Annotated in this window: 20 protein-coding genes and 1 tRNA gene; 6 read left to right on the forward strand and 15 right to left on the reverse strand. The window is 51.2% G+C overall.

Annotated features, from left to right (window positions below; genetic code table 11):
• Window positions 1-15: 15 nt before the first annotated feature.
• The 3 genes from G8S19_RS07435 to G8S19_RS07445 all read right to left on the reverse strand — a co-directional run bounded on the left by G8S19_RS07435 (window position 16) and on the right by G8S19_RS07445 (window position 2,187).
• Window positions 16-92: transfer RNA gene (locus tag G8S19_RS07435), tRNA-Pro, on the reverse strand.
• Window positions 93-167: 75 nt separating this feature from the next.
• Window positions 168-1,928: an LPS biosynthesis-modulating metalloenzyme YejM gene (gene yejM / locus G8S19_RS07440; RefSeq protein ID WP_061068183.1), complete on the reverse strand. Its 1,761-nt coding sequence runs from the start codon at window positions 1,926-1,928 to the stop codon at window positions 168-170.
• 31 nt (window positions 1,929-1,959) lie between these two features.
• A complete protein-coding gene (locus G8S19_RS07445) occupies window positions 1,960-2,187 on the reverse strand; it encodes a YejL family protein (RefSeq protein WP_003027506.1) in 228 nt (75 codons plus the stop codon).
• A 134-nt stretch (window positions 2,188-2,321) separates the two neighbouring features.
• Here G8S19_RS07445 and yejK point away from each other — a divergent pair, with 134 nt between their 5' ends.
• A complete protein-coding gene (gene yejK / locus G8S19_RS07450; protein ID WP_005129293.1) occupies window positions 2,322-3,329 on the forward strand; it encodes a nucleoid-associated protein YejK in 1,008 nt (335 codons plus the stop codon).
• Between the two features lie 120 nt (window positions 3,330-3,449).
• Here yejK and rplY read toward each other — a convergent pair whose 3' ends face one another.
• Window positions 3,450-3,734: a 50S ribosomal protein L25 gene (rplY, locus tag G8S19_RS07455; protein WP_003027502.1), complete on the reverse strand. Its 285-nt coding sequence runs from the start codon at window positions 3,732-3,734 to the stop codon at window positions 3,450-3,452.
• Window positions 3,735-3,858: 124 nt separating this feature from the next.
• A complete protein-coding gene (locus G8S19_RS07460) occupies window positions 3,859-5,619 on the reverse strand; it encodes a DEAD/DEAH box helicase (RefSeq protein WP_061068182.1) in 1,761 nt (586 codons plus the stop codon).
• Between the two features lie 151 nt (window positions 5,620-5,770).
• Here G8S19_RS07460 and rsuA point away from each other — a divergent pair, with 151 nt between their 5' ends.
• The 3 genes from rsuA (at window position 5,771) to G8S19_RS07475 (ending at window position 8,362) form a co-directional block, all read left to right on the forward strand.
• Entirely contained in the window at window positions 5,771-6,478 is a 708-nt protein-coding gene (rsuA, locus tag G8S19_RS07465; protein ID WP_061068181.1) for a 16S rRNA pseudouridine(516) synthase RsuA, read from the forward strand.
• 15 nt (window positions 6,479-6,493) lie between these two features.
• Window positions 6,494-7,684 (forward strand): Bcr/CflA family multidrug efflux MFS transporter, encoded by a 1,191-nt coding sequence (locus G8S19_RS07470; protein WP_253686400.1) that lies wholly within the window; start codon window positions 6,494-6,496, stop codon window positions 7,682-7,684.
• 333 nt (window positions 7,685-8,017) lie between these two features.
• The gene (locus G8S19_RS07475) at window positions 8,018-8,362 is read left to right on the forward strand and encodes a YejG family protein (protein ID WP_086523392.1); all 345 of its coding nucleotides are present in this window, start codon (window positions 8,018-8,020) and stop codon (window positions 8,360-8,362) included.
• A 3-nt stretch (window positions 8,363-8,365) separates the two neighbouring features.
• Here G8S19_RS07475 and yejF read toward each other — a convergent pair whose 3' ends face one another.
• From yejF to G8S19_RS07520, 9 genes are all read right to left on the reverse strand, one after another.
• On the reverse strand, window positions 8,366-9,955 hold the full coding sequence (gene yejF, locus G8S19_RS07480) for a microcin C ABC transporter ATP-binding protein YejF (RefSeq protein WP_048211140.1): 1,590 nt from the start codon (window positions 9,953-9,955) through the stop codon (window positions 8,366-8,368).
• Window position 9,956: 1 nt separating this feature from the next.
• Window positions 9,957-10,982 (reverse strand): ABC transporter permease, encoded by a 1,026-nt coding sequence (locus G8S19_RS07485; RefSeq protein ID WP_048211141.1) that lies wholly within the window; start codon window positions 10,980-10,982, stop codon window positions 9,957-9,959.
• Window positions 10,982-12,076, reverse strand: coding sequence for a microcin C ABC transporter permease YejB (locus G8S19_RS07490; RefSeq protein ID WP_137345559.1), 1,095 nt, complete (start codon window positions 12,074-12,076; stop codon window positions 10,982-10,984). Before G8S19_RS07490 ends, G8S19_RS07485 begins: the two co-directional genes overlap by 1 nt.
• Window positions 12,077-13,891 (reverse strand): extracellular solute-binding protein, encoded by a 1,815-nt coding sequence (locus tag G8S19_RS07495; protein WP_124021784.1) that lies wholly within the window; start codon window positions 13,889-13,891, stop codon window positions 12,077-12,079.
• Window positions 13,892-13,991: 100 nt separating this feature from the next.
• Window positions 13,992-15,551 (reverse strand): cyclic di-GMP phosphodiesterase, encoded by a 1,560-nt coding sequence (locus G8S19_RS07500; protein WP_048211143.1) that lies wholly within the window; start codon window positions 15,549-15,551, stop codon window positions 13,992-13,994.
• Between the two features lie 182 nt (window positions 15,552-15,733).
• On the reverse strand, window positions 15,734-16,303 hold the full coding sequence (gene mepS / locus G8S19_RS07505) for a bifunctional murein DD-endopeptidase/murein LD-carboxypeptidase (RefSeq protein ID WP_003027474.1): 570 nt from the start codon (window positions 16,301-16,303) through the stop codon (window positions 15,734-15,736).
• A gap of 413 nt (window positions 16,304-16,716) precedes the next feature.
• Window positions 16,717-17,430, reverse strand: coding sequence for a phosphatase PAP2 family protein (locus G8S19_RS07510; protein ID WP_048211144.1), 714 nt, complete (start codon window positions 17,428-17,430; stop codon window positions 16,717-16,719).
• Between the two features lie 34 nt (window positions 17,431-17,464).
• Window positions 17,465-18,451 carry a GTP-binding protein gene (locus G8S19_RS07515; RefSeq protein ID WP_048211145.1) on the reverse strand — a complete coding sequence of 329 codons (987 nt, stop codon included), beginning with the start codon at window positions 18,449-18,451 and terminating at the stop codon, window positions 17,465-17,467.
• 119 nt (window positions 18,452-18,570) lie between these two features.
• Window positions 18,571-20,037: a mannitol dehydrogenase family protein gene (locus tag G8S19_RS07520; RefSeq protein WP_253686402.1), complete on the reverse strand. Its 1,467-nt coding sequence runs from the start codon at window positions 20,035-20,037 to the stop codon at window positions 18,571-18,573.
• Between the two features lie 202 nt (window positions 20,038-20,239).
• On the opposite strand from G8S19_RS07520, the gene uxuA reads away from it, so the two are divergent.
• Window positions 20,240-21,430, forward strand: coding sequence for a mannonate dehydratase (uxuA, locus tag G8S19_RS07525; RefSeq protein ID WP_048211147.1), 1,191 nt, complete (start codon window positions 20,240-20,242; stop codon window positions 21,428-21,430).
• Window positions 21,431-21,500: 70 nt separating this feature from the next.
• Here uxuA and G8S19_RS07530 read toward each other — a convergent pair whose 3' ends face one another.
• Window positions 21,501-22,982: a PLP-dependent aminotransferase family protein gene (locus tag G8S19_RS07530; RefSeq protein WP_061068176.1), complete on the reverse strand. Its 1,482-nt coding sequence runs from the start codon at window positions 22,980-22,982 to the stop codon at window positions 21,501-21,503.
• A 167-nt stretch (window positions 22,983-23,149) separates the two neighbouring features.
• Between G8S19_RS07530 and torC the strand changes: the two genes are divergently transcribed.
• Complete coding sequence (torC, locus tag G8S19_RS07535) at window positions 23,150-24,280, forward strand: pentaheme c-type cytochrome TorC (protein ID WP_137345563.1); 1,131 nt, start codon at window positions 23,150-23,152, stop codon at window positions 24,278-24,280.
• Window positions 24,281-24,285 lie beyond the last annotated feature (5 nt).

Genomic DNA, 24,285 nt, shown 5'->3' on the forward strand with positions numbered 1-24,285 from the left:
TTTTTTGGGGAATTTTGGTCGGCACGAGAGGATTTGAACCTCCGACCCCCGACACCCCATGACGGTGCGCTACCAGGCTGCGCTACGTGCCGACACTTATGGCTGCTAATACTACTGCTTTCCACCACGAATGCAAGAGGATGGACTGCTAACTGATTTATAATTAATCAGTTAGCGATAAATCGTTTCTCATCCGTCAGCACTTGCAGCAGCAAACTTAGCTGCGGTTTCTGATCTTTAATTTTCTCGCCGCGTAAATTATAGGTCTGGTAATTACCGTTGTTATTAAGCACCAGCGTCATCTCTGGTGTGGTAATGGCCATGGTGCTGCTGTCAGCTGCCGTGACCCAGTAATGGCGGCGTGTTGCATTAAACAAATCCTGACCCTGTGAGTACTCGCTTGCTGGGGTACTGACGTGGAGCAGGCGCTGCATCAGTGTTGTCATCAGGTCAGTATGATCGGTCAGGCTATTAATACGCTGCGCAGGTGTTCCCGGCCAGTGAATAACCAGAGGCACCTGTAGATGGCCACGCGACCAGGCAAAGTTATTCTCTTCCTGCGTCAACGGCACGCCCCGGCCCGCGGTAATAATGACCACCGTGTTGTTCAGTTTGCCGGAGTCACGCAGGGCGCTGAGTATACGGTTGATGTTGGCATCCACATCTTGCGCCGCGCTGGCGTAGCGTTTGGCAAAATTCTTCTGGTTGCTGTCATCAAGGTTCGTTCCGTTAAAGGAAACCCATGAGAACCAACGGTTATCATCTTGCGCATAGCGGCCCAGCCAGTTAATCCACTGGCTTGCAGTTTGTTGATCAGATTGCGTTTGCACGTTTGGCATCGAAAAGTCTGACAGCAATGCCTGGCGATACAGTGGGCTAGTGAAGCCATCAGAGGAGAACAATCCCAACTGATAGCCTTGTTGATTCAGCGCAGAGATTAGCGCGGCAGGCGTTCGGGTCGACAAAATGCCGTCCATGTAGCTTGGTGAAACGCCATAAAACAGGCCAAAAATCCCGTTGTCGGCAGTATTTCCCGAACTCATGTGGCGCGTAAAGGAGATATTCTGCCCGGCAAATTCTGCCAGAGCAGGCATTTGCTGTTCAAAGCGCGAGTAGTTCAGACCGTCAACGGTGATCAGCAGGACATTCTGACCCGTTCCCATATCACGGTAACGCAGCTCACTGAGCGGATACTGGACGGAGACCGCTTCCGGATTACCCTGTTCAATCAGGCGGCGTTGATACTCTTGCGCATCCAACAGACCATGTTTTTCCAGAAACTTACGCGCCGTCATCGGGTAAGAGAGCGGCAGGTTTGCGCGCTGCATGGTAATCGGGCGATAGAAGTTGGCATCAGCCCAGATGTACACCACGTGCGAGGCGATAAAGCAAATGAAGAAGAATGCGGCTAACGGTTTGGCAAAATGGCGGCGACGCGTCAGGCTGCGCAGTTTCTGCCAGCTCCAGGTCGCAAACAGCATTTCGATTAGCAGAATGATTGGCACACTGATAAACATCAGTTGCCAGTCACGCGCCGCTTCATTCTGGTCAGGGTTAATGACCAGCTCCCAGACGATGGGGTTGAGATGCAGGTGGAAGCGGGTGAACACTTCGCTGTCGATGAGCAACAGCGTCATACCTGCTGTCGCCAGAATGGCTGATAAGAATCGCATCAGCCTCTGGGACATGACGATAAACGTCAGAGGAAACAGGATTAGCAGATAGGTGGCAAACACCAGAAAACTAAAATGTCCGACCAGGCTTACATAGGAATAAACACGCCCTGCAAGCGTTGTCGGCCAGTCGGCGACAAACAGGTAACGGCTACCGAGTACCATGGCCAACAGAATGTTGAACAAGGCAAACCAGTGCCCCCAGCTAACCATCTGGGAGACTTTCTCACGGTAGCGCTGACGATGAGTTACCATAAACTGTTGTTCGTTTCCCCGGAGCAGGCTCTTAATGCGCTTGGTCGTCGTTTACCGAAGACTGCAATGCGCGGGCAAAAGAGTTGGCAATCGCCTGGCGCTGGGCCGGTGCGATGCTTGTATTGATAAGGTTAGTCACCATATTTCCCAATACCATCAGGGAAAGATCGGTTGGCGCCTTATGTTTTTCCAGTACGTTGAGCATCTCATTCAGCAGTTGTTCAACGTGTTCGTCACTATAGCGGGAAATTTGTGGCATAAATCGAAATCAGTCTGTTCATGAAAGGGCAACATATTACCGTACAGACAGTTTTTTTTCTGCTTTTTTATCTTCTATTGCGTCACTGCCCGGCAGGTGGTTGAATACCGCCCGGTCTAAAAGGAGAGTTTATCATGAGTCTGGATATCAACCAGATTGCCCTGCACCAGCTTATCAAACGTGACGAGCAGAACCTTGAGCTGGTCTTGCGCGATTCATTACTGGAACCGACAGCGACGGTTGTCGAGATGATGGCTGAGCTGCACCGGGTGTATAGCGCCAAGAATAAAGCCTATGGCCTGTTTAGCGAAGAGAGTGAACTGGCGCAAACGCTGCGTTTACAGCGTCAGGGTGAAGAGGATTTTCTGGCATTTAGTCGTGCCGCGACCGGACGCTTGCGGGACGAGCTGGCGAAATATCCTTTTGCCGACGGCGGTATTGTCCTGTTCTGCCATTACCGTTATCTGGCGGTAGAGTATCTGTTGGTCGCCGTGCTGAACAATTTAAGTAGCATGCGCGTCAATGAAAATCTGGATATCAATCCGACGCACTATCTGGACATCAATCATGCGGATATCGTGGCGCGTATTGATTTAACCGAGTGGGAAACCAATCCGGAGTCCACGCGCTATCTGACGTTCCTGAAAGGGCGGGTAGGGCGCAAAGTCGCCGATTTCTTTATGGATTTCCTCGGTGCCAGCGAAGGTCTGAATGCCAAAGCGCAAAACCGTGGCCTGCTGCAGGCAGTGGACGACTTTACTGCCGAGGCGCAGCTCGATAAAGCTGAACGCCAGAACGTGCGTCAGCAGGTGTACAGCTACTGCAACGAACAGCTACAAGCCGGTGAAGAGATCGAGCTGGAGTCGCTGTCCAAAGAGCTTTCCGGCGTCAGTGAAGTCAGCTTCAGCGAATTTACCGCAGATAAAGGCTACGAGCTGGAAGAGAGCTTTCCGGCGGATCGCAGTACGCTGCGTCAGTTAACCAAATTTGCCGGAAGCGGCGGTGGGTTAACCATCAACTTCGACGCCATGTTACTGGGTGAACGTATTTTCTGGGATCCGGCTACAGATACTTTGACCATCAAAGGTACGCCGCCGAACCTGCGCGATCAGCTCCAGCGTCGCACGTCGGGCGGGAAATAAAACCGTTTGCCGGGTGAGAGCGTATACGCCTTATCCGGTCGACGAGAACCATCAGTATCGATTACAAAATCCCATAAAAAAACCCCGCCTTGGCGGGGTTTTTCTTCAACTTGTTTGCGATTACGCGCGAACGAAGTCGATGTGAGACAGCTTCGGCTTGAACGGGTGACGCTGTACAGCCTGAGCTTTAACTTTAACTTCTTTACCGTCAACAACGATGGTCAGAACTTCGCTGTAGAATTCAGCTTTAGCTTGCATGTTCATAACTGCATCGTGATCCAGTTCGATAGCAATCGGGGCTTCTGCGCCACCGTAGATGATTGCCGGGAACTTGTTAGCGGCACGCAGGCGGCGGCTCGCACCCTTACCCTGCTCTTTACGTACTTCAGCGTTGATAGTAAACATTTAAATCTCTCTTTAATAATTCCTGCTACAGGCGACCCAGCAACAGGTAAGTGATCTGCTTTGCGTATGCAAAAGCGGGCGAGATTCTATACTCAAACGGCTGGTACATCAATCAAAAGTACGATTAACCGCGTAATTCATGTGCCCGACGAAAGCGTCCTTCATAATCGAAGACCTTTTCACGGACCTGCCAGTACTGACCTTTCATGCGCGCCACCACGAAATCAGGATGACGTAACAGCGCCTGCTGGGCGAGGATATCGGCGGCGGTTATCCAGCGTAAGGGAATGCCGGGCGTTCGGGTGTGCGGGCGAATAAACAGTTGCTCGAAGGCTGTACGCTGCGCGGGAGTATGCAGGCGAAAGCGTTCGCTGACGTCGGCGCCATCTTCATCGTAATAGGTAATTTTCAGCCATTCGCCTTTTTCATCCTGCCCATTTTGTAGCGCCATCCCGCTGCAGCGCAGAACCAGCGCATCTTTAAGCCTGAGCGCGGCTTTCAGCATGTCATCCGGGTCAACCAGTACCGTGTCGCACTCCCGACAACGGCGGGCGGCGATGTCATTTTCCGCGTTGCACTGCGGGCAGTTTTTAAAACGGAAACGAAAATCGCACTGTTCGCGATGGCCGTCATCATCTTCAAACCATCCCTGACAGCGGCGGCCAAAGTGCTCAATCAGCGTGCCGTCGGCCGTTGTTTTGCCCCAGAAGGTGTTGGCAAATCCGCAGGCAGGACAGAACACCTGTACCGGAACGTTGTCACTTTTCCCTTTGGGCGCACCCACTTCCGGGGCGTACAGATCGTGCGGATTCCCGGCGTAATCAAGGATCAGACAGTCGGTTTTCCCCGGCGCCAGGCGCAACCCACGACCGACAATTTGTTGATACAGGCTAACTGACTCGGTCGGGCGCAGAATGGCGATAAGGTCGACGTGCGGGGCATCGAAGCCAGTGGTCAGGACCGACACATTCACCAGATAGCGAAAACGTTGGGCTTTGAACTCTTCAATCAACACGTCGCGTTCAGCGCCAGGCGTGTCCCCGGTGATAAGCGCCGCATCATCAGCAGGCAGCAGGCCGACTATCTCTTTGGCGTGCTCAACGGTAGCGGCGAAAATCATTACCCCTTTGCGTGTCTGAGCAAACTCGACAATCTGGCTGATGATATGCGGCGTTATTCGCTGCTGCTTTTTCAGTTCCTGATTCAGGTCCGCTTCGCTAAACAGGCCGTTACTTTGCGCCTGCAGGCGGCTGAAATCATATTGTACGACCGGCATGTCGAGGCGTTCTGGCGGCGTCAGGTAGCCATGTTTAATCATGTAGCGCAGCGGTAATTCATAAATGCAGTCGCGAAACAGTGCTTTTTCATCGCCGCGCACCATTCCGTGATAATGAAAATGATAAATCCAGCCTTTGCCCAAACGAAAAGGCGTGGCGGTAAGCCCGAGCAGGCGTAAGTGAGGGTTTACGTTGGTCAGGTGTGTCAGGATTTGTTGATACTGGCTCTCTTCATCATCACCAATGCGATGGCATTCATCGACGATGAGCAGGGAGAATTCTCCCTGAAAGGCGTCCAGATTGCGCGCCACCGACTGTACGCTGCCAAATACCACTTTCCCGTGACTCTCTTTACGCTTCAGACCTGCGGCAAAAATATCGGCTTCCAGCCCCAGCGCGCAATATTTCGCGTGGTTTTGCGCGACCAGCTCTTTGACGTGCGCCAGTACCAGTACGCGACCGCGCGCCACGCGGGCCAGCTCGGCAATCACCAGGCTTTTGCCTGCGCCTGTGGGGAGGACGATAACTGCCGGAGTACGGTGATGGCGAAAATGGTTGAGCGTGGCATCCACGGCTTCTTTTTGGTAAGGACGAAGAGTAAAAATCATGGGCTCACAATATGTAACAGTCTCGCGTATAGTATGCCACGAATCTTTTTCCCTTGAGGGAAGTTGTTAGCTCGTTATACTGAGCGGAAAACGGCTCCACTTTTCGGGCATAACGCCCGATTTCCGTATTGTTACAGGCAAAATCACACTCATGCGACTTGATAAATTTATCGCTCAGCAACTCGGCGTCAGCCGCGCTATTGCCGGGCGTGAGATCCGTGGTAACCGTGTTACCGTCGACGGCGAAATCGTCAGAAATAGCGCTTTTAAGCTGCTGCCAGAGCACGACGTAGAATATGACGGTAATTCCCTGGTTCAACAAAATGGCCCGCGCTATTTTATGCTGAATAAGCCCCAGGGTTATGTTTGCTCAACGGATGACCCGGATCACCCGACTGTGCTCTATTTCCTTGATGAACCTGTCGCGCACAAACTACATGCGGCAGGGCGTCTGGATATCGATACCACCGGACTGGTGTTAATGACCGACGACGGACAGTGGTCTCATCGCATCACTTCGCCTCGCCACCATTGTGAGAAAACCTATCTGGTGACACTGGAGTCGCCAGTGGCAGATGATACCGCCGAACTGTTTGCCCGTGGCGTACAGTTGCACAATGAGAAAGACCTGACCAAACCCGCCGTGCTGGAAGTGATTACGCCGACTCAGGTACGTTTGACCATCAGTGAAGGGCGCTATCATCAGGTTAAACGTATGTTTGCCGCCGTGGGAAACCACGTTGTGGAACTGCATCGTGAACGCATCGGTGCCATCAAGCTTGATGAGGATCTGGCGCCCGGAGAATACCGTCCATTGACCGAAGAAGAAATCGCCAGCGTTAACTTAACCCCGCGTTAATTTCAGGAGCTAAATGTGACCACCCGGCAGAACTCTTCAATTGCCATTGTTTTTATCCTTGGCTTATTGGCCATGTTGATGCCGTTGTCGATCGATATGTATCTTCCGGCACTGCCGGTGATCTCTGCTCAATTTGGCGTGCCGGCAGGCAGCGCGCAAATGACCCTCAGTACCTATATTCTGGGGTTCGCGGTTGGGCAGTTGATCTATGGTCCGATGGCCGACAGCATCGGGCGTAAACCGGTGATACTGGGCGGGACTCTGGTGTTTGCGGCAGCAGCGGTCGCCTGTGCGTTGGCGCAAACTATCGATCAGTTGATCACTATGCGTTTCTTCCATGGTCTGGCAGCTGCGGCGGCAAGCGTGGTCATCAATGCCCTGATGCGCGACATCTATCCGAAAGAAGAATTCTCGCGCATGATGTCATTTGTCATGCTGGTGACGACGATTGCGCCACTGATGGCACCTATTGTGGGCGGTTGGGTGCTGGTATGGCTGAGTTGGCACTATATCTTCTGGATCCTCGCTGTGGTGGCGATTCTGGCCTCGGTGATGATCTTTACGCTGATCAAAGAGACCTTGCCCGTAGAGCGTCGCCAGCCGTTTCGCTTGCGCACGACTCTGGGCAACTTTGCCTCGCTGTTTCGCCACAAGCGCGTCCTGAGTTACATGCTGGCCAGTGGGTTTAGCTTTGCCGGGATGTTTTCTTTCCTGAGCGCCGGACCTTTTGTCTACATTGAGATCAACCACGTTTCACCGCAGAATTTCGGCTATTACTTCGCGCTGAATATTGTGTTCCTGTTCGTGATGACCATCATCAACAGCCGCTTTGTTCGGCGGGTTGGTGCACTAAATATGTTCCGTACCGGGCTGTGGATCCAGTTTGTGATGGCGGGCTGGATGGTATTCAGCGCGCTGTTCGGCGTTGGATTCTGGGCACTGGTTGTCGGTGTTGCGGCGTTTGTAGGTTGTGTGTCTATGGTGTCATCAAATGCGATGGCGGTCATTCTGGATGAGTTTCCACACATGGCCGGGACGGCCTCATCGTTGGCGGGGACGTTTCGTTTTGGCATCGGCGCGATTGTTGGCGCGCTGTTATCTCTGGCAACCTTTAACTCGGCCTGGCCAATGATATGGTCGATAGCGTTTTGCGCCACCAGCTCAATTCTCTTCTATCTCTACGCCAGTCGCGCCAAAAAACGGTGATCTATTACACAACCTGGGGGTCATAAGGCCTCCAGAGTTGATGTACATCAACCGCAAATCTATCATTTCCCCCGCTTATGTTTATTTTATGTAAAATCAATTTATGTAAAAAGTCACATCATTGTAGTTAAAAAGGTTGAGTTAGATCGCAGAAACGAGTACATATAGCGCGGAAACATGCCTGAACCGTTGAATAAATTTAAATAGTGGGTTCGGAAAGCGGCATAAAGACTGGGTGTAAACGTTTACCAACTGTCTAAAGACGTATTGTCAATGATGTGTTAATATTGATGTAAAATAATTGTGAAGTGATTGTACTTCCAGGGAAAGAAAGTGATGACATTACAACTCTCAATCGTTCATCGTCTGCCGCAGTGCTATCGTTGGTCGGTGGGTTTCGCAGGTTCAAAGGTTGAACCGATTCCGCACAACGGTCAGAACAATGAGAACAGCCTGGTGGCCCTCAAATTGCTTAGTCCTGATGGTGACAGCGCATGGTCAGTCATGCATAAACTTAGCCAGGCTCTCAGCGACATTGAGGTACCTTGTTCCGTGCTGGAATGTGAAGGGGAACCGTGCCTGTTTGTGAATCGCCAGGATGAGTTTGCCGCGACCTGCAGACTGAAAAATTTCGGCGTGGCTATCGCAGAACCGTTTTCAAACAACAATCCGTTTTGAGCGTCAGCTTAGCGCGAGCAGCTGACGCGTATAGGCCTGTTGTGGCGCGTTAAATACGTGCTCGCATTGCCCCTGTTCCACGACTTCTCCCTGCCGCAACACAATTACCTGATGGCATAACGCACGTACAACATGCAAATCATGGCTGATAAAAATATAAGCCAGACGATGCTTTTCCTGTAAGGACTTTAACAGCGTGAGGATTTGCGCCTGTACGGTTCTGTCGAGCGAGGATGTCGGCTCATCCAGAATGATCAGCGAGGGTTTGAGAATCAATGCCCTGGCAATGGCTATGCGCTGGCGTTGACCGCCAGAAAACTCTGCAGGATAACGATGGCGGGTTTCGCTATCGAGTCCGACTTCAGCCATCACTGCTTTTACCTGCGCTTCACGCTGTTCAGCGGAAAGCGTTGGCTGGTGAACGCGCAATCCCTCTTCAATAATTTGTAATACGCTCAAACGCGGATTCAGTGAAGAGTTGGGGTCCTGAAAGACCACCTGAATGCGGTGACGTACTGGCAACAGTTGGCGGCGATTTAAGGTATGCAGCGCCAGACCATCGAACACAATACTGCCTTGCGATGTGATTAATCGCAGTAGCGCCAGACCAGTGGTACTTTTCCCGGAGCCTGATTCACCCACCAGTCCCAGTGTTTCACCGGGTCTGAGGGTAAAACTGACGTTGTTAACCACGACATTATGATCCACCACGCGCTTGAGGATACCCTTGCGTACGGGAAAGGCGACCCTGAGCCCATTCACTTCCAGCAATGGCGGTTGTCCGGCGGCTAAAGGGACTGGATCGCCGGAGGGTTCGCTATTTAACAGTTTCTGTGTGTAGGAATGGGTTGGCGCGGCAAGCAGTGGCTCGGCACGGTTTTGTTCAACGCATTGACCGTTCTGCATGACGGCAATGGAATCGGCTAGCTTTCTCACGATGCTGAGATTATGAGTGATGAACAGCAATCCCATGTTCAGCTCACGCTGCAACTCCCGCAGCAGTTGCAAAATTTGCGCTTGCACAGAGACATCCAGCGCGGTGGTTGGTTCATCAGCAATTAGCAGCTCCGGGCGGGTTAACAGCGCCATAGCAATCATTACGCGCTGGCGCTCACCGCCGGAAAGCTGGTGCGGATAATCTGTAAGGCGTTTCGCTGCATGGCGAATGCCTACACGATCCAGACAGGTCAGAATTTCTGCCCGTGCGGCTTCCCGACGCATTCCCCGATGCAGCGACAGCACTTCATAAAGCTGCTTTTCCAGGTTGTGGAGTGGATTTAGCGACACCATTGGTTCCTGGAAAATCATGGCGATTTTATTTCCCCGCACACCGCGAAGCGTCTGCTCGTTAGCGTGAAGTAGTGATGCGCCGTGAAAGCGGATATCACCGGAGAGGTACACCGCAGGCGGCGTGGGCAACAGACGCAACACCGAAAGCGCGGTGACGCTTTTACCTGAGCCGGACTCGCCCACCAGCGCCAGCGTTTGTCCGGCATCAACGCGCAGTGACAGACTGTTGACCACGGTGCGCACGGTGTTCTGTTGGCGAAAACCTACCGATAAATTGTCAATAGCTAACAGAGGTTGTGTCATCTTAAATCGCCTTATTGGGATCAAATGCGTCGCGTACCGCTTCACCAATAAAAATCAGTAGCGATAATAAGAGGGCAACGGAGATGAACGCGGTGATGCCAAGCCACGGCGCCTGCAGGTTGTTTTTACCCTGCAACAGCAATTCTCCCAGTGATGGCGAGCCAAGCGGTAATCCGAACCCGAGAAAATCCAGCGAGGTGAGTGTGGTGATTGAGGCACATAAAATAAACGGTAAAAAGGTCAGGGCGGCAACCATCGCATTGGGTAGCATATGACGCAAAATAATACTGCGATCGCTAACCCCGAGCGCCTGAGCGGCACGAATATAATCAAAGTTTCGGGTGCGCAGAAATTCCGCGCGTACCACGCCCACCAGGCTCATCCAGCCAAACAGCACGGTGATCGCTAATAGCCACCAGAAGTTAGGCTGAACGACGCTGGATAGCAAAATAATCAGAAACAGCGTTGGCATACCGGACCACACTTCGATGAACCGTTGTCCCCACAGGTCTACCTTACCGCCATAATAGCCCTGTAGCGCGCCAGCCATCACCCCCATGACGCTGGAACACAGGGTCAGCATCAAGCCAAACAGAATTGAGATGCGGGTGCCGTAAAGGATACGCGCCAGCACGTCACCACCATTTGCGTCAGTACCCAGCCAGTTTTGCGCAGAGGGTGGAGAGGGGAAGGGCTTATCGGTGGCAAAGTTGATGCTGGTAGCACCGAACCGGATGGGGGCCCATAGTATCCAACCCTGTCTCTCCAGACGGTGTTGCAGCCACGGATCCTGATAATCAGCCTTTGTTGCTAACGGGCCGCCGAAATCGCTCTCACTGTAGTTTTTAACCAGAGGGAAATACCAGCTGCCGTCATAGCGTACCAACAGCGGCTTATCATTAGCGATCAGCTCGGAACACATGCTCAGGCCAAACAACACCAAAAAAATCCATAATGACCAGTAGCCGCGGCGGTTATGACGAAAACGCGCCCAGCGGGCCTGATTGACGGGGCTTAATCGCGACATTAGCGTCCCTCAAAATCAATACGAGGATCGACCAACGTATAGCTGATATCACTGAGGATATTGAGCAACAGGCCAATCAGGGTGAAGATGTAGAGTGTGCCGAACATCACCGGGTAGTCGCGCGATACGGTAGATTCATACCCCAGTAATCCCAGACCATTAAGCGAAAACATCACTTCAATCAGCAGTGAGCCGGTGAAAAACATACTGATAAATGTGGCGGGAAATCCTGCGATTACCAGCAACATGGCATTGCGGAACACATGCTTCCATAGAATATTTTTCTCACTAACGCCTTTGGCGCGCGCAGTAACGACATACTGCTTACGAACCTCATCCAGAAATGAGTTTTTGGTCAGCATGGTCAGCGCGGCGAACCCACCTACGACGGTTGCCAGCACTGGCAGGGTAATGTGCCACAGATAATCGGTAATTTTTTGATACCAGGGCAGGGCATCAAAGTTAGCGGACACGAGCCCACGTAGCGGGAACAGGTCGTAATAGCTGCCCCCGGCAAAAAAAACGATCAGCAAAATGGCAAACAGAAAGGCCGGAATGGCATAGCCAATAATAATAAATGCGCTGCTCCAGACGTCAAAACGACTGCCGTTGTGAACCGCTTTGCGGATCCCAAGCGGTATCGACACCAGATAGATGATGAGCGTACTCCACAGCCCCAGGGTAACGGACACCGGGAGGCTGTCTTTGATTAGCGTAAGAACAGAGGAACTGCGAAACAGACTATCGCCAAAATCAAAACGGATATAGTCCCAGAGCATCTTGAAATAGCGTTCATGAATGGGTTTATCGAATCCGTAGCGACGGGTAATTTCCGCGATGACTTCCGGATCCAGACCCCGACCGCCACGGTAGTTACTGTCGCTGATATTCCCTACGCCGGTTTGCGCGTGGCTGGCGCGAACACCTTCGCTGCCCGCACCGGGCAACGCGCCGCTTTGTCCGAACTCAATGGCGGCGACGGCCTGCTCAACAGGACCGCCAGGTGCTATCTGTACGATAAAAAAGTTGATAGTAATGATGGCCCAAAGCGTTGGGATCACCAGCAGCAGACGTCGAATCAGATAAGCGCCCATTTACTCTCCCTGTCGTCTGGCTGCGGGAAGCTTCGCCGCTTTGTTGACGTCATACCACCAGTTGTCGATGCCAATGGTATAAATCGGGCGGATCGCCGGATGCGAAAACTTATCCCACCAGGCGATACGATCTTCAGCCATGTACCACATCGGCAACATGTAGTAGTTCCAGGTTAATACCCGGTCCAGTGCCCGCCCCAACGGGATCAGTTTGGCTTTATTCCCTTGTGCGGCAATGATCTGGCTAATCAGTTTATCAATGACCGGGCTTTGCACTCCGGGCGCGTTATAGCTGGAGTCTATATATTCAGAGGCCCAGAGAATTTGCAGGTCTGAACTTGGCCACGGCATTGCGCGATAGAGCCTGGGCATCATGTCATAGTCGCGACTGCGCAAACGGTTAGTGATTTGCGAGTTATCGACCTGGCGGATATTCATCGTAATGCCTAAGCGTTGCAGGTTGTGCTGGAACGGCAGCACCCACTGGCTGTTGCTGCCTGCCGGGAGTAATAACTCGAAGGTCAGCGGTTTACCGCTGGTGCTATTTATCCGTTGTTGCCCTTTCAGTATCCATCCCGCCTGTTGGAGTAACGTATCGGCTTTCAACAGGTTTTCACGATCGTAGCCATCGCCTTTCGACATCGGTGGTTGATAGATTTGACTGAAGACTTCCGGTGGCAGCTCTTTTTTCAATGGCGCGAGGATCACCAGTTCATCCGCATCGGGATAACCCCTGGCTGCATACTCGGTGTTCTGGAAATAGCTGTTTGTCCGACTCCAGGCATTATAAAACAGGGCCTTATTCATCCATTCGAAATCAAAGGCCAGCGTAATCGCTTCCCGTACACGTCGGTCACTAAACATTGGACGTTGAATATTAAAGGCTAACCATCGTGTGTCCTGCGCGGACTCATTCTTTTGTTCGTCTTTGACAATGTAATGATTGGCGAAATTTTTTCCGGTATAACGCGTCGCCCAGTTTTTGGCATCGTTCTCAAGACGCAGGTCAAACGCACCGGCCTTAAATGCTTCAAAGGCGACGTTATCATCTAAGTAGTAATCGTAGCGGAGGGTATCAAAGTTCCAGCGTCCGCGATTGACGGGCAAGTCAGCAGCCCAATAATCTTTGACGCGCGAATAAACAATGTACTGGCCCATTTTCCATTGACTGATGCGATAAGGGCCGCTGGCGAGCGGAGGTGATGATAAGGGATCGCTGAGCTTATGATCTTTCCAGTACTTCTCTGGCATCACCGGTAATGAAAACAGGCTGAGCATGTCCTCTTTACCCGGTTTGGCGAGTTCAATTCGCACTGTTAACGGGGCAATTGCCTTTACCGTCGTTCCTTTGTAGACCAAACGAAACTGCGGTACGCCTTCGGTCATAAATTTATGGAAGGTGAATTCAACATCGCGTGCGGTAATGGGTGAACCATCATGAAAACGGGCCCGCGGATTAATCGCGATTTCTACCCACGAATAATCATCGGCATAACGCGCTCTGTCAGCGATGAGCGGGTAGTAGCTGCCGGGTTCGTCATCCGAGGTGGTAAACAGCGTATCGTAGAGCGTTTCAGTGCGTGCGCCAGGGTTGCCGCGCATCGAATAGCGGTTGAAGTTGTCGAAGGTACCCAGGGCGGAGAGGGTGAGCTGCCCGCCTTTAGGGGCCGCGGGGTTAACATAATCAAAGTGATTAAAATTAAACGCGTACTTGGGTTCGCCCAACACGGCAAAGGCGTAGCTTTCTTTGATGGATTGGGCATGAACGTTAAACCCGATAAGGGCGATAAACAGAAGCAGTACACGAGGAATCATATCACAGAGGTTTCCTTGTCCTGCCACAACCCGACAGGCTTCTTGCCTGAGAAATAGCGGTTGGGGTGGCGAGTGAAAATATATGAATCGCCTGGTGCGATCACCACGTTGGCTTATCGGATTGCGCCATCCAACGTACAAAATCATCAAGCATTAATGGGCGGCTGATCCAGTATCCCTGGAAGAAATGAACCCCGCGATCGCGCAGCCATCGGGCTTGCTCAGGCGTTTCTACCCCTTCAGCAACCGTCAGCATATTAAGACGCTTAGACAGTGTCAACACCGCATCCAGTACCGGAGACGTTAGCGTTTCTGTCCCAATGGCGTTGATAAATCCTCGGTCGATTTTCAGATAGTCAACGGTAAAGCGTTCCAGATAAATGAGTGCGCTATGGCCGGTACCAAAATCATCAATGGCAATTTCGAATCCGGCAGCGTGTAGCCATTCAAATAACTTTGAGGCTTCATGCTGATTGAGCATATCGCGTTCGGTGATTTCGAGTACAACCTGGAAATGGTGTGGCGGCAGGGAAGCGTTCAGGTGTTGAATATCGTCTTTAAAGCTTTCACCATGCAGGTGCGTTGGGGCGATGTTGAGCCCGAGCTTTGCGCCTTGCGGTAACACTTTTTTTAATGCGGGGGCATCACGGGCCACCAGTTTGAACAGATGCTGCGTCAGCGGCACGATCATTTGCTGTGATTCAGCGTAGTGAATAAACGCATCTGGCGGGATCTCACCTGTTGTCGGGTGGCGCCAGCGTAACAATACTTCTACCCCTTTTACTTCCAGCGTCTGCATTTCAACGACTGGTTGGTAGACCACATAAAACTGATCGTGCTTGATAGCGTTGAGAATATCCTTTCCCGGGCGTAAACGAACGGCGTAGTTGTAGTACCACAAAAGCAACCCGGTCATGATCCCGGCCATACATCCCAACATGACGGCATACCAGACGTCAGTGTACGTCCACTCTTGCGCGTATAGCCGGATCTTCATCGGGATCCCTTTCAGCGTCGTCTGGCGCCAGGTGGTATCCGGAAGCGCGGAAACGTCCATCAGTTGGGATGAAAATGTCGTGATAGCGGTATCACCAACAATAATTGCAATACCGTCAAAATCATCTTCTCGGGCGGTATAGAGAAGGTAAGGCGCCAGATTGATATTCAGTGAGGAAAACACGCCGCTATTCTTAAATGAAGGATTCCGCTGCCAAATCATGATTGCCGGATTGTCCGGCATCATCGGGGTACCGGACAATAATTCCACATCGACATCTTGCTTGAGATCCAGCTTCGGAACCAGCGACAGAATAGGCGAGTCCATCGCGCCAGTTGCGGATGAGCAGAAAGCAATACCATCTTTTACCAATAAAAAAGCGCGTACATTGAGGTTAAACGCTGCGCTGGCGGTTAGCCTGGCGGCAACTTGTTGGCAATTGTATGAGACCAGCGGCTGCAGGGCATCTGTTGTGCTTTTGAGGTCTGAGAGGTAACTGCTGATGTAATAGTCGATATCGGAAAGAAGCGTTTCGTACTTTACATCTCGTTTGTGCCAGGTGGCAAAAAACTGCAGGGTGCTGACAAGTACCGCGACGACTACCCCCGTAAAAATACAGGTAAAAAGGACATTTCGACTGGAAGATGAAGGACGTCTGAACATAGTTCCTTATGTTTACCTGGGGTATCTGCTTATTATTAAACGGCTTGATCTGTAAAACTATAACCTGGATTGATTCGTATAGTGAGATTTTTCTTAAACATAGCGCAACGCAAAAAGCACTGCCGAAGCAGTGCTTTTGATAAGTCTCATCAGGATAGCCAAGGGATAGCTGCCAAACGAAATTAACTGCGGCTCAGGACCCGGCGAGCTTCGTTGTAACGTTTTTTCCAGTAAGGCTCGTTCATGCTGGAAATGATAACGCCACTGCTGGTCGAGGCATGTACAAACTGGTTATTGCCGATATAGATACCGACGTGACGGCCGGTGGAACCCGCACGGAACAGAACCAGATCGCCTGTGCGCAGATTAGTGCGCGAAACGGATTTGCCCGTTTCCTGTTGCTCGTAGGTCGAGCGCGGAAGCTCTAAACCAAATTGCTCACGAAACGTACGCTGTACGAAGCTTGAACAATCAATACCTTTTTTGGTGCTGCCGCCAAGGCGGTAACGCACGCCTTTCCAGTCAGCATATTGGTCCATAATACGTGATTTAACATCGATATTACGTACCATATTTTCAAATTCATCCTGAGAGGCTTGCAGTGAAGAGTTATCTCCATTGCCCACAGCATGCGTCTCAGAATGCATATTCCTGGCGGTGTTCGTTGTGCTACATGCAGAAAGCAGAACCGCAACTGCTATCGCGGGTATGCCCCGCAAGATATATCTCAAAATCGGTTGAGATTTGACCATTTTGTTTGTTTTCCCTTGAAGTCCTTAACGATAAATATCGTTATAAAAAATGCCAAACGTGACGAGACTAATTACCAACGCATGATGAGACAATTCTTTAAGGTCAAATCTGTGGCAGAACGCACAAATTTATTCTTATAGTGAATAATTATCCCGCGAGGCAAAACGAGTCTGAGGTTACCCGATCGCTCCGGTCATTGCGAGTGATTTTATGTGATTTCTTATAAGAAAAAGTGATACAGAAAGTGAATAGACTGCATTGGCTAAATTAAGAACAAATAGAGTGAAAAACACGCAATTCATTCATTTTAAACAGGAATAATATGACAGGAGAATGACAGTCAGAAGGATAATTTCCTGGCAGATATCATCAGGAAATCAGAAGCATTCCTGATGATGTTAATTACTTTGCGTTATTTGTTTAAAAATTGTTTGTTTTTGCCGGGGAGATAATGAATAAACAGCGTAACCAGACGGTCGCTTAATGGCGTCATTAACCACCAGGGCAAGCCAATCAATACGACGGTCATAGAACCTACCACGATATCTGTAAGCCAATGTGCGCCGATCATTACGCGTGGAAAGGCAAAAACCACAGTGATAATAAGGCCGATTATTCCTGCGACTTTTCCGAAATAACGTAGCATAAATGCGGAAAAAATAAGCAGCATCATACCGTGATCGCCAGGAAAACTGTCTCTGGACGCATCTTTTGTTGAAATATGCAGCAGCTCGCTGACGCGATTAATATTATCGAACGTGAGGGTGGGGCTGGCGCGCTTAACCGGAATAAGCGCCTGGCCCAGTTGGTTTAATATCACCGCTGTTAGCAGCATCACCAGCCCAATTGCCACAATACGACGACGACCTTCCTGCGTTTCTTTTAACCAAAAACTCAGCATTAATGTGCCCATCGCCAATAATGAGCAGCCGTCAAATGCCCGGTTATTGGTGACCGCGACAATCCACAGGAAGAGCGGGCTCTCAACCAGCTTATGATTGAAGAAGTGGAAGATGCCCGAATCGAGAGAAAACCAGAGCCCATGCCCATGTGGAAGGTACCAGGACAAAAACAGCGCCAGACCAGCAATATTAAGCAGGAGTATTAGTGGGTATCGGGTTTTCATCGTCGTTTACCATTGCCATAAAACGGAGGCAACCTTACGCGCCAGCGTCTAAACGAAGCCTCAACAATGCACTCTGTAATGCATTCCAGTCGGTCTCAGTATCGGAGATGAGTTCAATGCGGCTGTCTGGAGGGGCGACGTTTTGGGTCTCAATATGCCAGTCCTCACCCTGACGATTGATACGCACCAGCCCCTCTTTAATGCGCATCACTCCCTTCACGCGGCCGACAGGGGCGAGACGTGACCATTCCAGCAGGCCGATGGTATCGAACACCGTGTCAGCGTCAAAAATCCAGCCGCAGGCCTGATGCCCCTGACCGCTGTTCAGACTGCGGCGCCAGCGTTGCTGGGCAGGCAGGCTTAGTGCTGCCAGCCCTTTTTTATCAGCATGCTGGTGAGTATGTGCCGCACTGGAGGGAAGTTCCGTCAGATTCAGTCGGGGCAAATCCAGTAATTGTCCGTCGATCTGTCCATGATCGGCATAAACTAACTGGCGGTTACCGCCGTAGTGCTGCCACCAGGTTTGCAGAGCAGTTTCGCTTTCTGTCGTGGCACGATCGGATTTATTGGCAACGATGATATCGGCAGAGGCCAACTGATCGCGGAAATTCTCATTCGCGACGCTTTTTTCATCCAGCAACAGGCGCGGATCAAGGATACAGAGAGTTGCGCGCAAGTCGATCCACGGTTCGTAAACCGGCGCGGTGAGTAAATCCAGAATCTGTTTGGGATGCCCGAGGCCGGTGGGCTCAATCAGCAGCCGATCCGGTTTTCCCTGACGTAACAGCGTATTGAGGCCAACCTGCATGGGCAAACCATTAACGCAGCACATACAGCCGCCGGGGATCTCTTTGAGCATTGCGCCGCTGTCGGCGAGCAGTGCGCCGTCGATACCCACTTCGCCAAACTCATTGACCAAAACGGCCCACTTCTCTGCGGGATCTTTGTTGGCCAATAGATGAAGAATAGATGTGGTTTTGCCACTGCCGAGAAAACCCGTGATGAGATTGGTTTTAGTCACGCTTACTCCAGATTCATAAATTACCGTAATGGCTTTTAACAATCCTGGCGAAAAACGGGGGAAAAGAGAAGCGCAGAGAGGACGAAGACGAACTTCGTCCCGTTTAATGGCAGAAATCGTTAACTTTTTAACGTCTCGATGACCGCCTGATGTGCACCGTATTGGGCGATACGTTGCCAGGCTCGTTCCACGGTATCGATGAATTGTGGGTTCTGCGCGAGGTCAGTGGCAAAGATTTCGTGCAGTGAAAGCAACGCGCTGACGCGTTCTGATTCCGTACTCTGTTCGACGATAGTGCGGATTTTGTCACTCATCGGGTCACGAATATCGATAATTTCACCTGAATCATCAATCCCGCTTACGTAGCGCATCCAGCCCGCAATGCCGAGTGCCAGCAGCGGCCACTCGCTTTGACGTGCTAAATGAACGCGGATCCCGTCCAGCATACGTTGCGGTAATTTTTGGCTGCCATCCATCGCGATTTGCCAGGTTTTATGTTTCAGCGCCGGATTGGCAAAGCGTTCCAGCAGGCTGTCGGCATACTGGTCCAAATCTACATCGGTAATTTGCAGCGTGGGGGCCTGTTCGCTGAGCATCAGCCGGTAAGCGGCTTCACGAAATGCGCTGTCCTGCATACAGTCGCTGATATGCTGGAATCCCGCCAGATAGCCGAGATAAGCGAGAAACGAATGACTGCCGTTCAGCATCCGCAGTTTCATTTGTTCCCACGGCAAGACGTTTTCGACCATCTGGACACCTGCCGTTTCCCATTGCGGACGGCCGCTGACAAAATGGTCTTCAATAACCCACTGAATAAACGGCTCGCAGCTGATTGCGCAAGGGTCTGCCACGCCTAATTCGCGGGCGATTTCATCCAGTGATTCTTCCGTCGCTGCCGGGACAATCCGGTCTACCATGGTTCCCGGGAAACTGACGTGCTCCCGAATCCAGTTAGCCAGTTCAGGTGAGCGTTTCTCCGCCATTCCCAGTACAGCGTTTTTTACCACATGACCGTTGTCCGGGATGTTATCGCAGGAGAGGACGGTAAACGGTTGCAGCCCACGTTGACGTCGGCGGTGCAGTGCTTCAACAATAATTCCGGGCGCGGAGTGCGGTTCAGTCGGTGTCTGCAGATCGTGAATAATACGCGGGTTAGCGATATCGAGTGACCCCGTGGCAGGATCAATACAGTAGCCTTTTTCCGTAATGGTTAACGAAACAATAGCGACCTGAGGCTCGCAAAATTTTTCGATAATAGCCGCCAGTGAATCCAGCTTTGCATTCAGGCACTCGTTGACGGCCCCGACGATAATCGGCTGGTTGCCGGCCGCACCTTTTTCCAGCACGGTAAATAAATGATCCTGCTCGCGTAGCTGGCTCATCAGCCGGTCGCCGCTGAACAGGCTGATCTCACAAATCCCCCAGTCTCCACCCTGCGCATTCAGCACCCGGTCGGTCAATAACGCCTGATGGGCGCGATGAAATGCACCGAAACCAAAATGTACGATCCGCGTTTTTAGCTGTTGGCGATCGTACTGAGGCATCACGACATTTTCCGCAAGAGACGCTGAGGCAATAGTCTTCATTAAATACACCTGATTAACCATTAATTAACAATGGCAGTATAAAGTTATATGACAACAAATTGAATTGGTGTGCCTCATTTATCCGGGTAATGTGAGCTGGATCAATCAATGATGGGCGGTGTGTTGATCGTATACCGGATGCCTGTATGGTAGTCGTCATAAAAGTCGTTTAATTTGGTATAACAACTTGTGAGGTGAAGTAATGGAACAAACCTGGCGTTGGTACGGACCAAACGATCCAGTATCGCTTGACGATGTGCGTCAGGCTGGCGCAACGGGTGTTGTGACCGCCTTGCACCACATTCCCAACGGTGAAGTGTGGCCCGTAGAAGAAATTCAAAAGCGCCAGGCTACCCTGGCCGAAAAAGGGCTGACCTGGTCGGTGGTGGAAAGTATCCCTGTTCACGAAGATATCAAAACGCGTTCAGGTCAATATCAAACGTGGATTGCCAACTACCAGCAAAGTATTCGTAACCTGGCGACCTGCGGCATCGATACCGTGTGCTACAACTTCATGCCGATCCTGGACTGGACGCGTACTGACCTTGAATATCAGCTACCGGACGGGTCCAAAGCGCTGCGTTTTGACCAGATTGCCTTTGCGGCTTTCGAGCTGCACATTCTGCAACGCCCGGGAGCTGAAGCGGATTATACCGACGAAGAACAACGCCAGGCGCTGGACTACTTCAATGCCATGAGCGATGCAGAAATTGAAAAGCTGACCCGCAACATTATTGCTGGCCTGCCTGGTGCCGAAGAAGGTTATACGCTGGATCAATTCCGCGCGCGCCTGGCGGAATATGATGGGATCAGCAAAGATGATTTGCGCAATAACATGGCTGTCTTCCTGCGGGCGATTGTGCCTGTTGCTGAGGAAGTTGGTGTACGTCTGGCAGTGCATCCTGACGATCCGCCAAGGCCAATCCTCGGTCTGCCACGTATCGTGTCGACCATTGAAGATATGCAATGGCTGAAAGAAACGGTAGACAGTATCAATAACGGTTTCACCATGTGTACCGGTTCGTACGGCGTGCGCGCCGATAACGATCTGGTAAAAATGATTGAGACCTTTGGCGATCGTATTCACTTCACACACTTGCGTTCAACCTGCCGTGAAGAAAACCCGAAAACCTTCCACGAAGGCGCACACTTGCAGGGCGATGTGGATATGGTATCGGTGGTGGCAGCTATTTTGAGCGAAGAGCAACGCCGTAAGAAAGCGGGTGATTTGCGTCCGATCCCAATGCGCCCGGATCATGGGCATCAGATGCTTGACGATCTGCATAAGAAAACGAATCCGGGCTATTCCGCGATTGGTCGCCTGAAAGGACTGGCAGAAGTTCGCGGCGTGGAGCTGGCGCTGAAAAAAACGCAGTTCCGCGATCTGCTGTAATTCGCCCAACACCAGGCGATAAATTGCCGGATGGCGCTTGTCCCGCTCCCGGCAATACTCAGGTGCGTTGTTATTGCTGTAATAACGCACACCTCTCCTGCTCCAGTACGTTTAATACCTTTCTGAGGTGCGGCACCTGCAGTCCGCCAAAACCAAAGAACATCACCGCATCGGAATTTTTTTGCCGCCACGCTGTTTCTGAGCCGTTTTCAATTTCCTGTAATGTATCAAAGCGCACCCCTGCCTGCAGGCAGCGCTGGCGTAGTTTTGCGATGACGTCAGGCGACCAGTCAATGCGTAATGAGAGATGTAACCCTGCCGTGGCACCATCGATCTTTCCTTCAGGGAACAGGGCTGATAAGCCATCACGCAGTAATGCGAGGCGTGCTGCATAGTTGCAGGCTAGCTTACCGAGATGGGTATAAAACACCTGGTTTTGCATTAACTCGGCTAAAAACTGCTGCAATAACCACTGGCTACCATTGTTGTTCAGCGCTTTCATATTTTGAACGGCGGGCAGCAGCTCATCGGGGCAAACGAGGTAACCGAGACGTGCCCCCGGTCCCAGCGTTTTTGAGAAAGTCCCCATGTAGATAACCCGGTTGTGGTAATCCATGGCTTTCAGTGCCGGAAGGGGATTCTCGCCATACGTAAATACGGCATCGTAATCGTCTTCAATAATCCAGGCGCCCACTCGCTGTGCCCACGTGAGTAATGACTTACGTCGTTCAAGTGACAGAACACTGCCCATTGGATACTGGTGAGCAGGTGTCACATAACAAAGCTGGGTTTCAACCTCGGGTAAATTATCGGTGCACAGCCCGTGATTATCCACGGCAATAGACGTAATATCGGCACCATAATAATTAAACAGATGCCATGCGCCAGAATAACAAGGTGATTCGGCGACCACGTGACACTTTTTATTCTGGCTTAGTGCATGATGAATAATGAATATTTGACTGAGCAGTGACAACCCTTCCTGAATTCCATCAGTAATGATGATGTTTTGTGCACTGGTATTAATACCACGGGATAAATTAAGGTATCTGACAATTTGCTCACGCAATGAAAATAATCCATTTGGTGAATGATATCGAGTCAGTAGCTGCTCTTTAAGTACGCTGGGGGCATTATTCCATTTACGCCAGCTTGACCAGGGAAACGCATTGGGGTCAGGGACGCCCATCCGGCAATAGCACTCACGTCCCATTTCAGCGTAAACATCGGTAGAAACACCGGCAGGCTTAGGCTTTATCGGTGGTGAGCCTTCCGCAGATGGCACGTGTGTTGGGGGACTACGCATAGGTGCCGTAAATGTGACTTCATAGCCGATACCCTGCCTGCTCTTAATAAAACCGGCCGCCATCAGTTTTTCATACGCCATCACCACCGTGATTTTGGCCACGTTTAGCGTCTGTGCCTGTTCGCGGATAGAGGGCAGTTTATCCCCACAAAGCAAATCGCCTTGCTGAATTGCCTGAAAGTAGAATTGAAAGATCTGTAATTGTAGAGGGGTGCGACTTTCCCTATTGAGAAACAGTGCCAGCATGAGGGAATTCCTTGTTTAAACAATAGCGGCATATTACACGTTTCAGAATATTGCTATTTTGACACGCCTCATAGAGTTAAGGCTGTTCCTATAATCTGAAATCGCTGTCTCTATTTTTGCTTTTTAATATCCCTTAGCGTGACGCTATTAAAAAAATGGAGGCAGGTATGTCGTGGATAAAAAAGAACGCGCTTTGGTGTGCGTTAGGTGGCGCTGTCGTAATGGCCATTGTTATTTGGGGAACATGGCAAGGAGTCCATTACACCAGCACTACGGAGTTTTGTTTATCGTGCCACTCGATGCGCACACCTGGAGAGGAGTATAAAACCAGCGTGCATTTTCGTAATGCCTCTGGCGTGCGAGCGGAGTGTAAGGATTGCCACATTCCCCCGGGAGTCGTCCCGACGTTGATGCGTAAAACCGAAGCCCTAAACGATCTCTATCACACCTTTATCTCACCCTCTATCGATACCCCGGAAAAATTCAATGCTAAACGGGCTGAGCTCGCCCAGCGAGAGTGGGCGCGGATGAGCGCCAACAACTCGGCAGCCTGTAAATCGTGTCACAGCTATGAAGCAATGGATCATGGAAAACAATCCGCCAATGCCGCGGCACAGATGACGGCGGCAGCGGCGAAGGACAGCAACTGCATTGATTGCCACAAAGGGATCGCGCACCACAAACCGGACATGAGCAGTGGTTTTCGCGATCGCTACAAGCAGCTACAACAGCAGGGAGAAAAACTGTCAACTGCGACGACGCTGTTTTCGTTAAGCGAAAAAACACTGACAGCCACGGCAGGGGCACCAGCAGGGAAAGCGCTGTTATTTCCGGCGACCCAGGTCAAGGTGCTGCAAAAAGAGGGAGGCAACGTCCAGTTGGAAGTGACGGGCTGGCGTGAAAGCAAGGGGCGTGGGCGGGTGATCACCCAGTATATGGGTAAACGCGTATTCTCCGCGGTTCTGGATGCTTCACTGATGGAAAACGTGAAAGTCCTGCAAACCCAGACTGACCCAGGTTCGCATCAGGAATGGCAGCAGGTGAGCGTGACCGCATGGACCTCCGCGCAGGGACTCATCGATAGCATTACTCCGGTATGGGAGTACTCAGATCAGATGCTGCAATCGACGTGTAGCGCCTGTCACAGCACGCCGCCGGCTACCCGATACACCGCCAATGGCTGGATTGCCGGACTGAAAGCGATGTCGACGTATTATCGACTCAATCCGGTGGAAGAACGTACGTTGTTGAAATACCTCCAGACACACGCCAGCGATGTGTCTGAACCCAACAAATAATAAGG

This window comes from Citrobacter sp. SX206 (assembly GCF_024181025.1).
GTDB lineage: Bacteria > Pseudomonadota > Gammaproteobacteria > Enterobacterales > Enterobacteriaceae > Citrobacter > Citrobacter youngae.

Excerpts from the sequence above, each read along its gene's own strand:
- yejM (WP_061068183.1), bottom strand. The coding sequence starts at position 1,928 with ATGGTAACTCATCGTCAGCGCTACCGTGAGAAAGTCTCCCAGATGGTT.
- G8S19_RS07445 (WP_003027506.1), bottom strand. The coding sequence starts at position 2,187 with ATGCCACAAATTTCCCGCTATAGTGACGAACACGTTGAACAACTGCTG.
- yejK (WP_005129293.1), top strand. The coding sequence starts at position 2,322 with ATGAGTCTGGATATCAACCAGATTGCCCTGCACCAGCTTATCAAACGT.
- rplY (WP_003027502.1), bottom strand. The coding sequence starts at position 3,734 with ATGTTTACTATCAACGCTGAAGTACGTAAAGAGCAGGGTAAGGGTGCG.
- G8S19_RS07460 (WP_061068182.1), bottom strand. The coding sequence starts at position 5,619 with ATGATTTTTACTCTTCGTCCTTACCAAAAAGAAGCCGTGGATGCCACG.
- rsuA (WP_061068181.1), top strand. The coding sequence starts at position 5,771 with ATGCGACTTGATAAATTTATCGCTCAGCAACTCGGCGTCAGCCGCGCT.
- yejF (WP_048211140.1), bottom strand. The coding sequence starts at position 9,955 with ATGACACAACCTCTGTTAGCTATTGACAATTTATCGGTAGGTTTTCGC.
- G8S19_RS07485 (WP_048211141.1), bottom strand. The coding sequence starts at position 10,982 with ATGTCGCGATTAAGCCCCGTCAATCAGGCCCGCTGGGCGCGTTTTCGT.
- G8S19_RS07490 (WP_137345559.1), bottom strand. The coding sequence starts at position 12,076 with ATGGGCGCTTATCTGATTCGACGTCTGCTGCTGGTGATCCCAACGCTT.
- G8S19_RS07495 (WP_124021784.1), bottom strand. The coding sequence starts at position 13,891 with ATGATTCCTCGTGTACTGCTTCTGTTTATCGCCCTTATCGGGTTTAAC.
- G8S19_RS07500 (WP_048211143.1), bottom strand. The coding sequence starts at position 15,551 with ATGTTCAGACGTCCTTCATCTTCCAGTCGAAATGTCCTTTTTACCTGT.
- mepS (WP_003027474.1), bottom strand. The coding sequence starts at position 16,303 with ATGGTCAAATCTCAACCGATTTTGAGATATATCTTGCGGGGCATACCC.
- G8S19_RS07510 (WP_048211144.1), bottom strand. The coding sequence starts at position 17,430 with ATGAAAACCCGATACCCACTAATACTCCTGCTTAATATTGCTGGTCTG.
- G8S19_RS07520 (WP_253686402.1), bottom strand. The coding sequence starts at position 20,037 with ATGAAGACTATTGCCTCAGCGTCTCTTGCGGAAAATGTCGTGATGCCT.
- uxuA (WP_048211147.1), top strand. The coding sequence starts at position 20,240 with ATGGAACAAACCTGGCGTTGGTACGGACCAAACGATCCAGTATCGCTT.
- G8S19_RS07530 (WP_061068176.1), bottom strand. The coding sequence starts at position 22,982 with ATGCTGGCACTGTTTCTCAATAGGGAAAGTCGCACCCCTCTACAATTA.
- torC (WP_137345563.1), top strand. The coding sequence starts at position 23,150 with ATGTCGTGGATAAAAAAGAACGCGCTTTGGTGTGCGTTAGGTGGCGCT.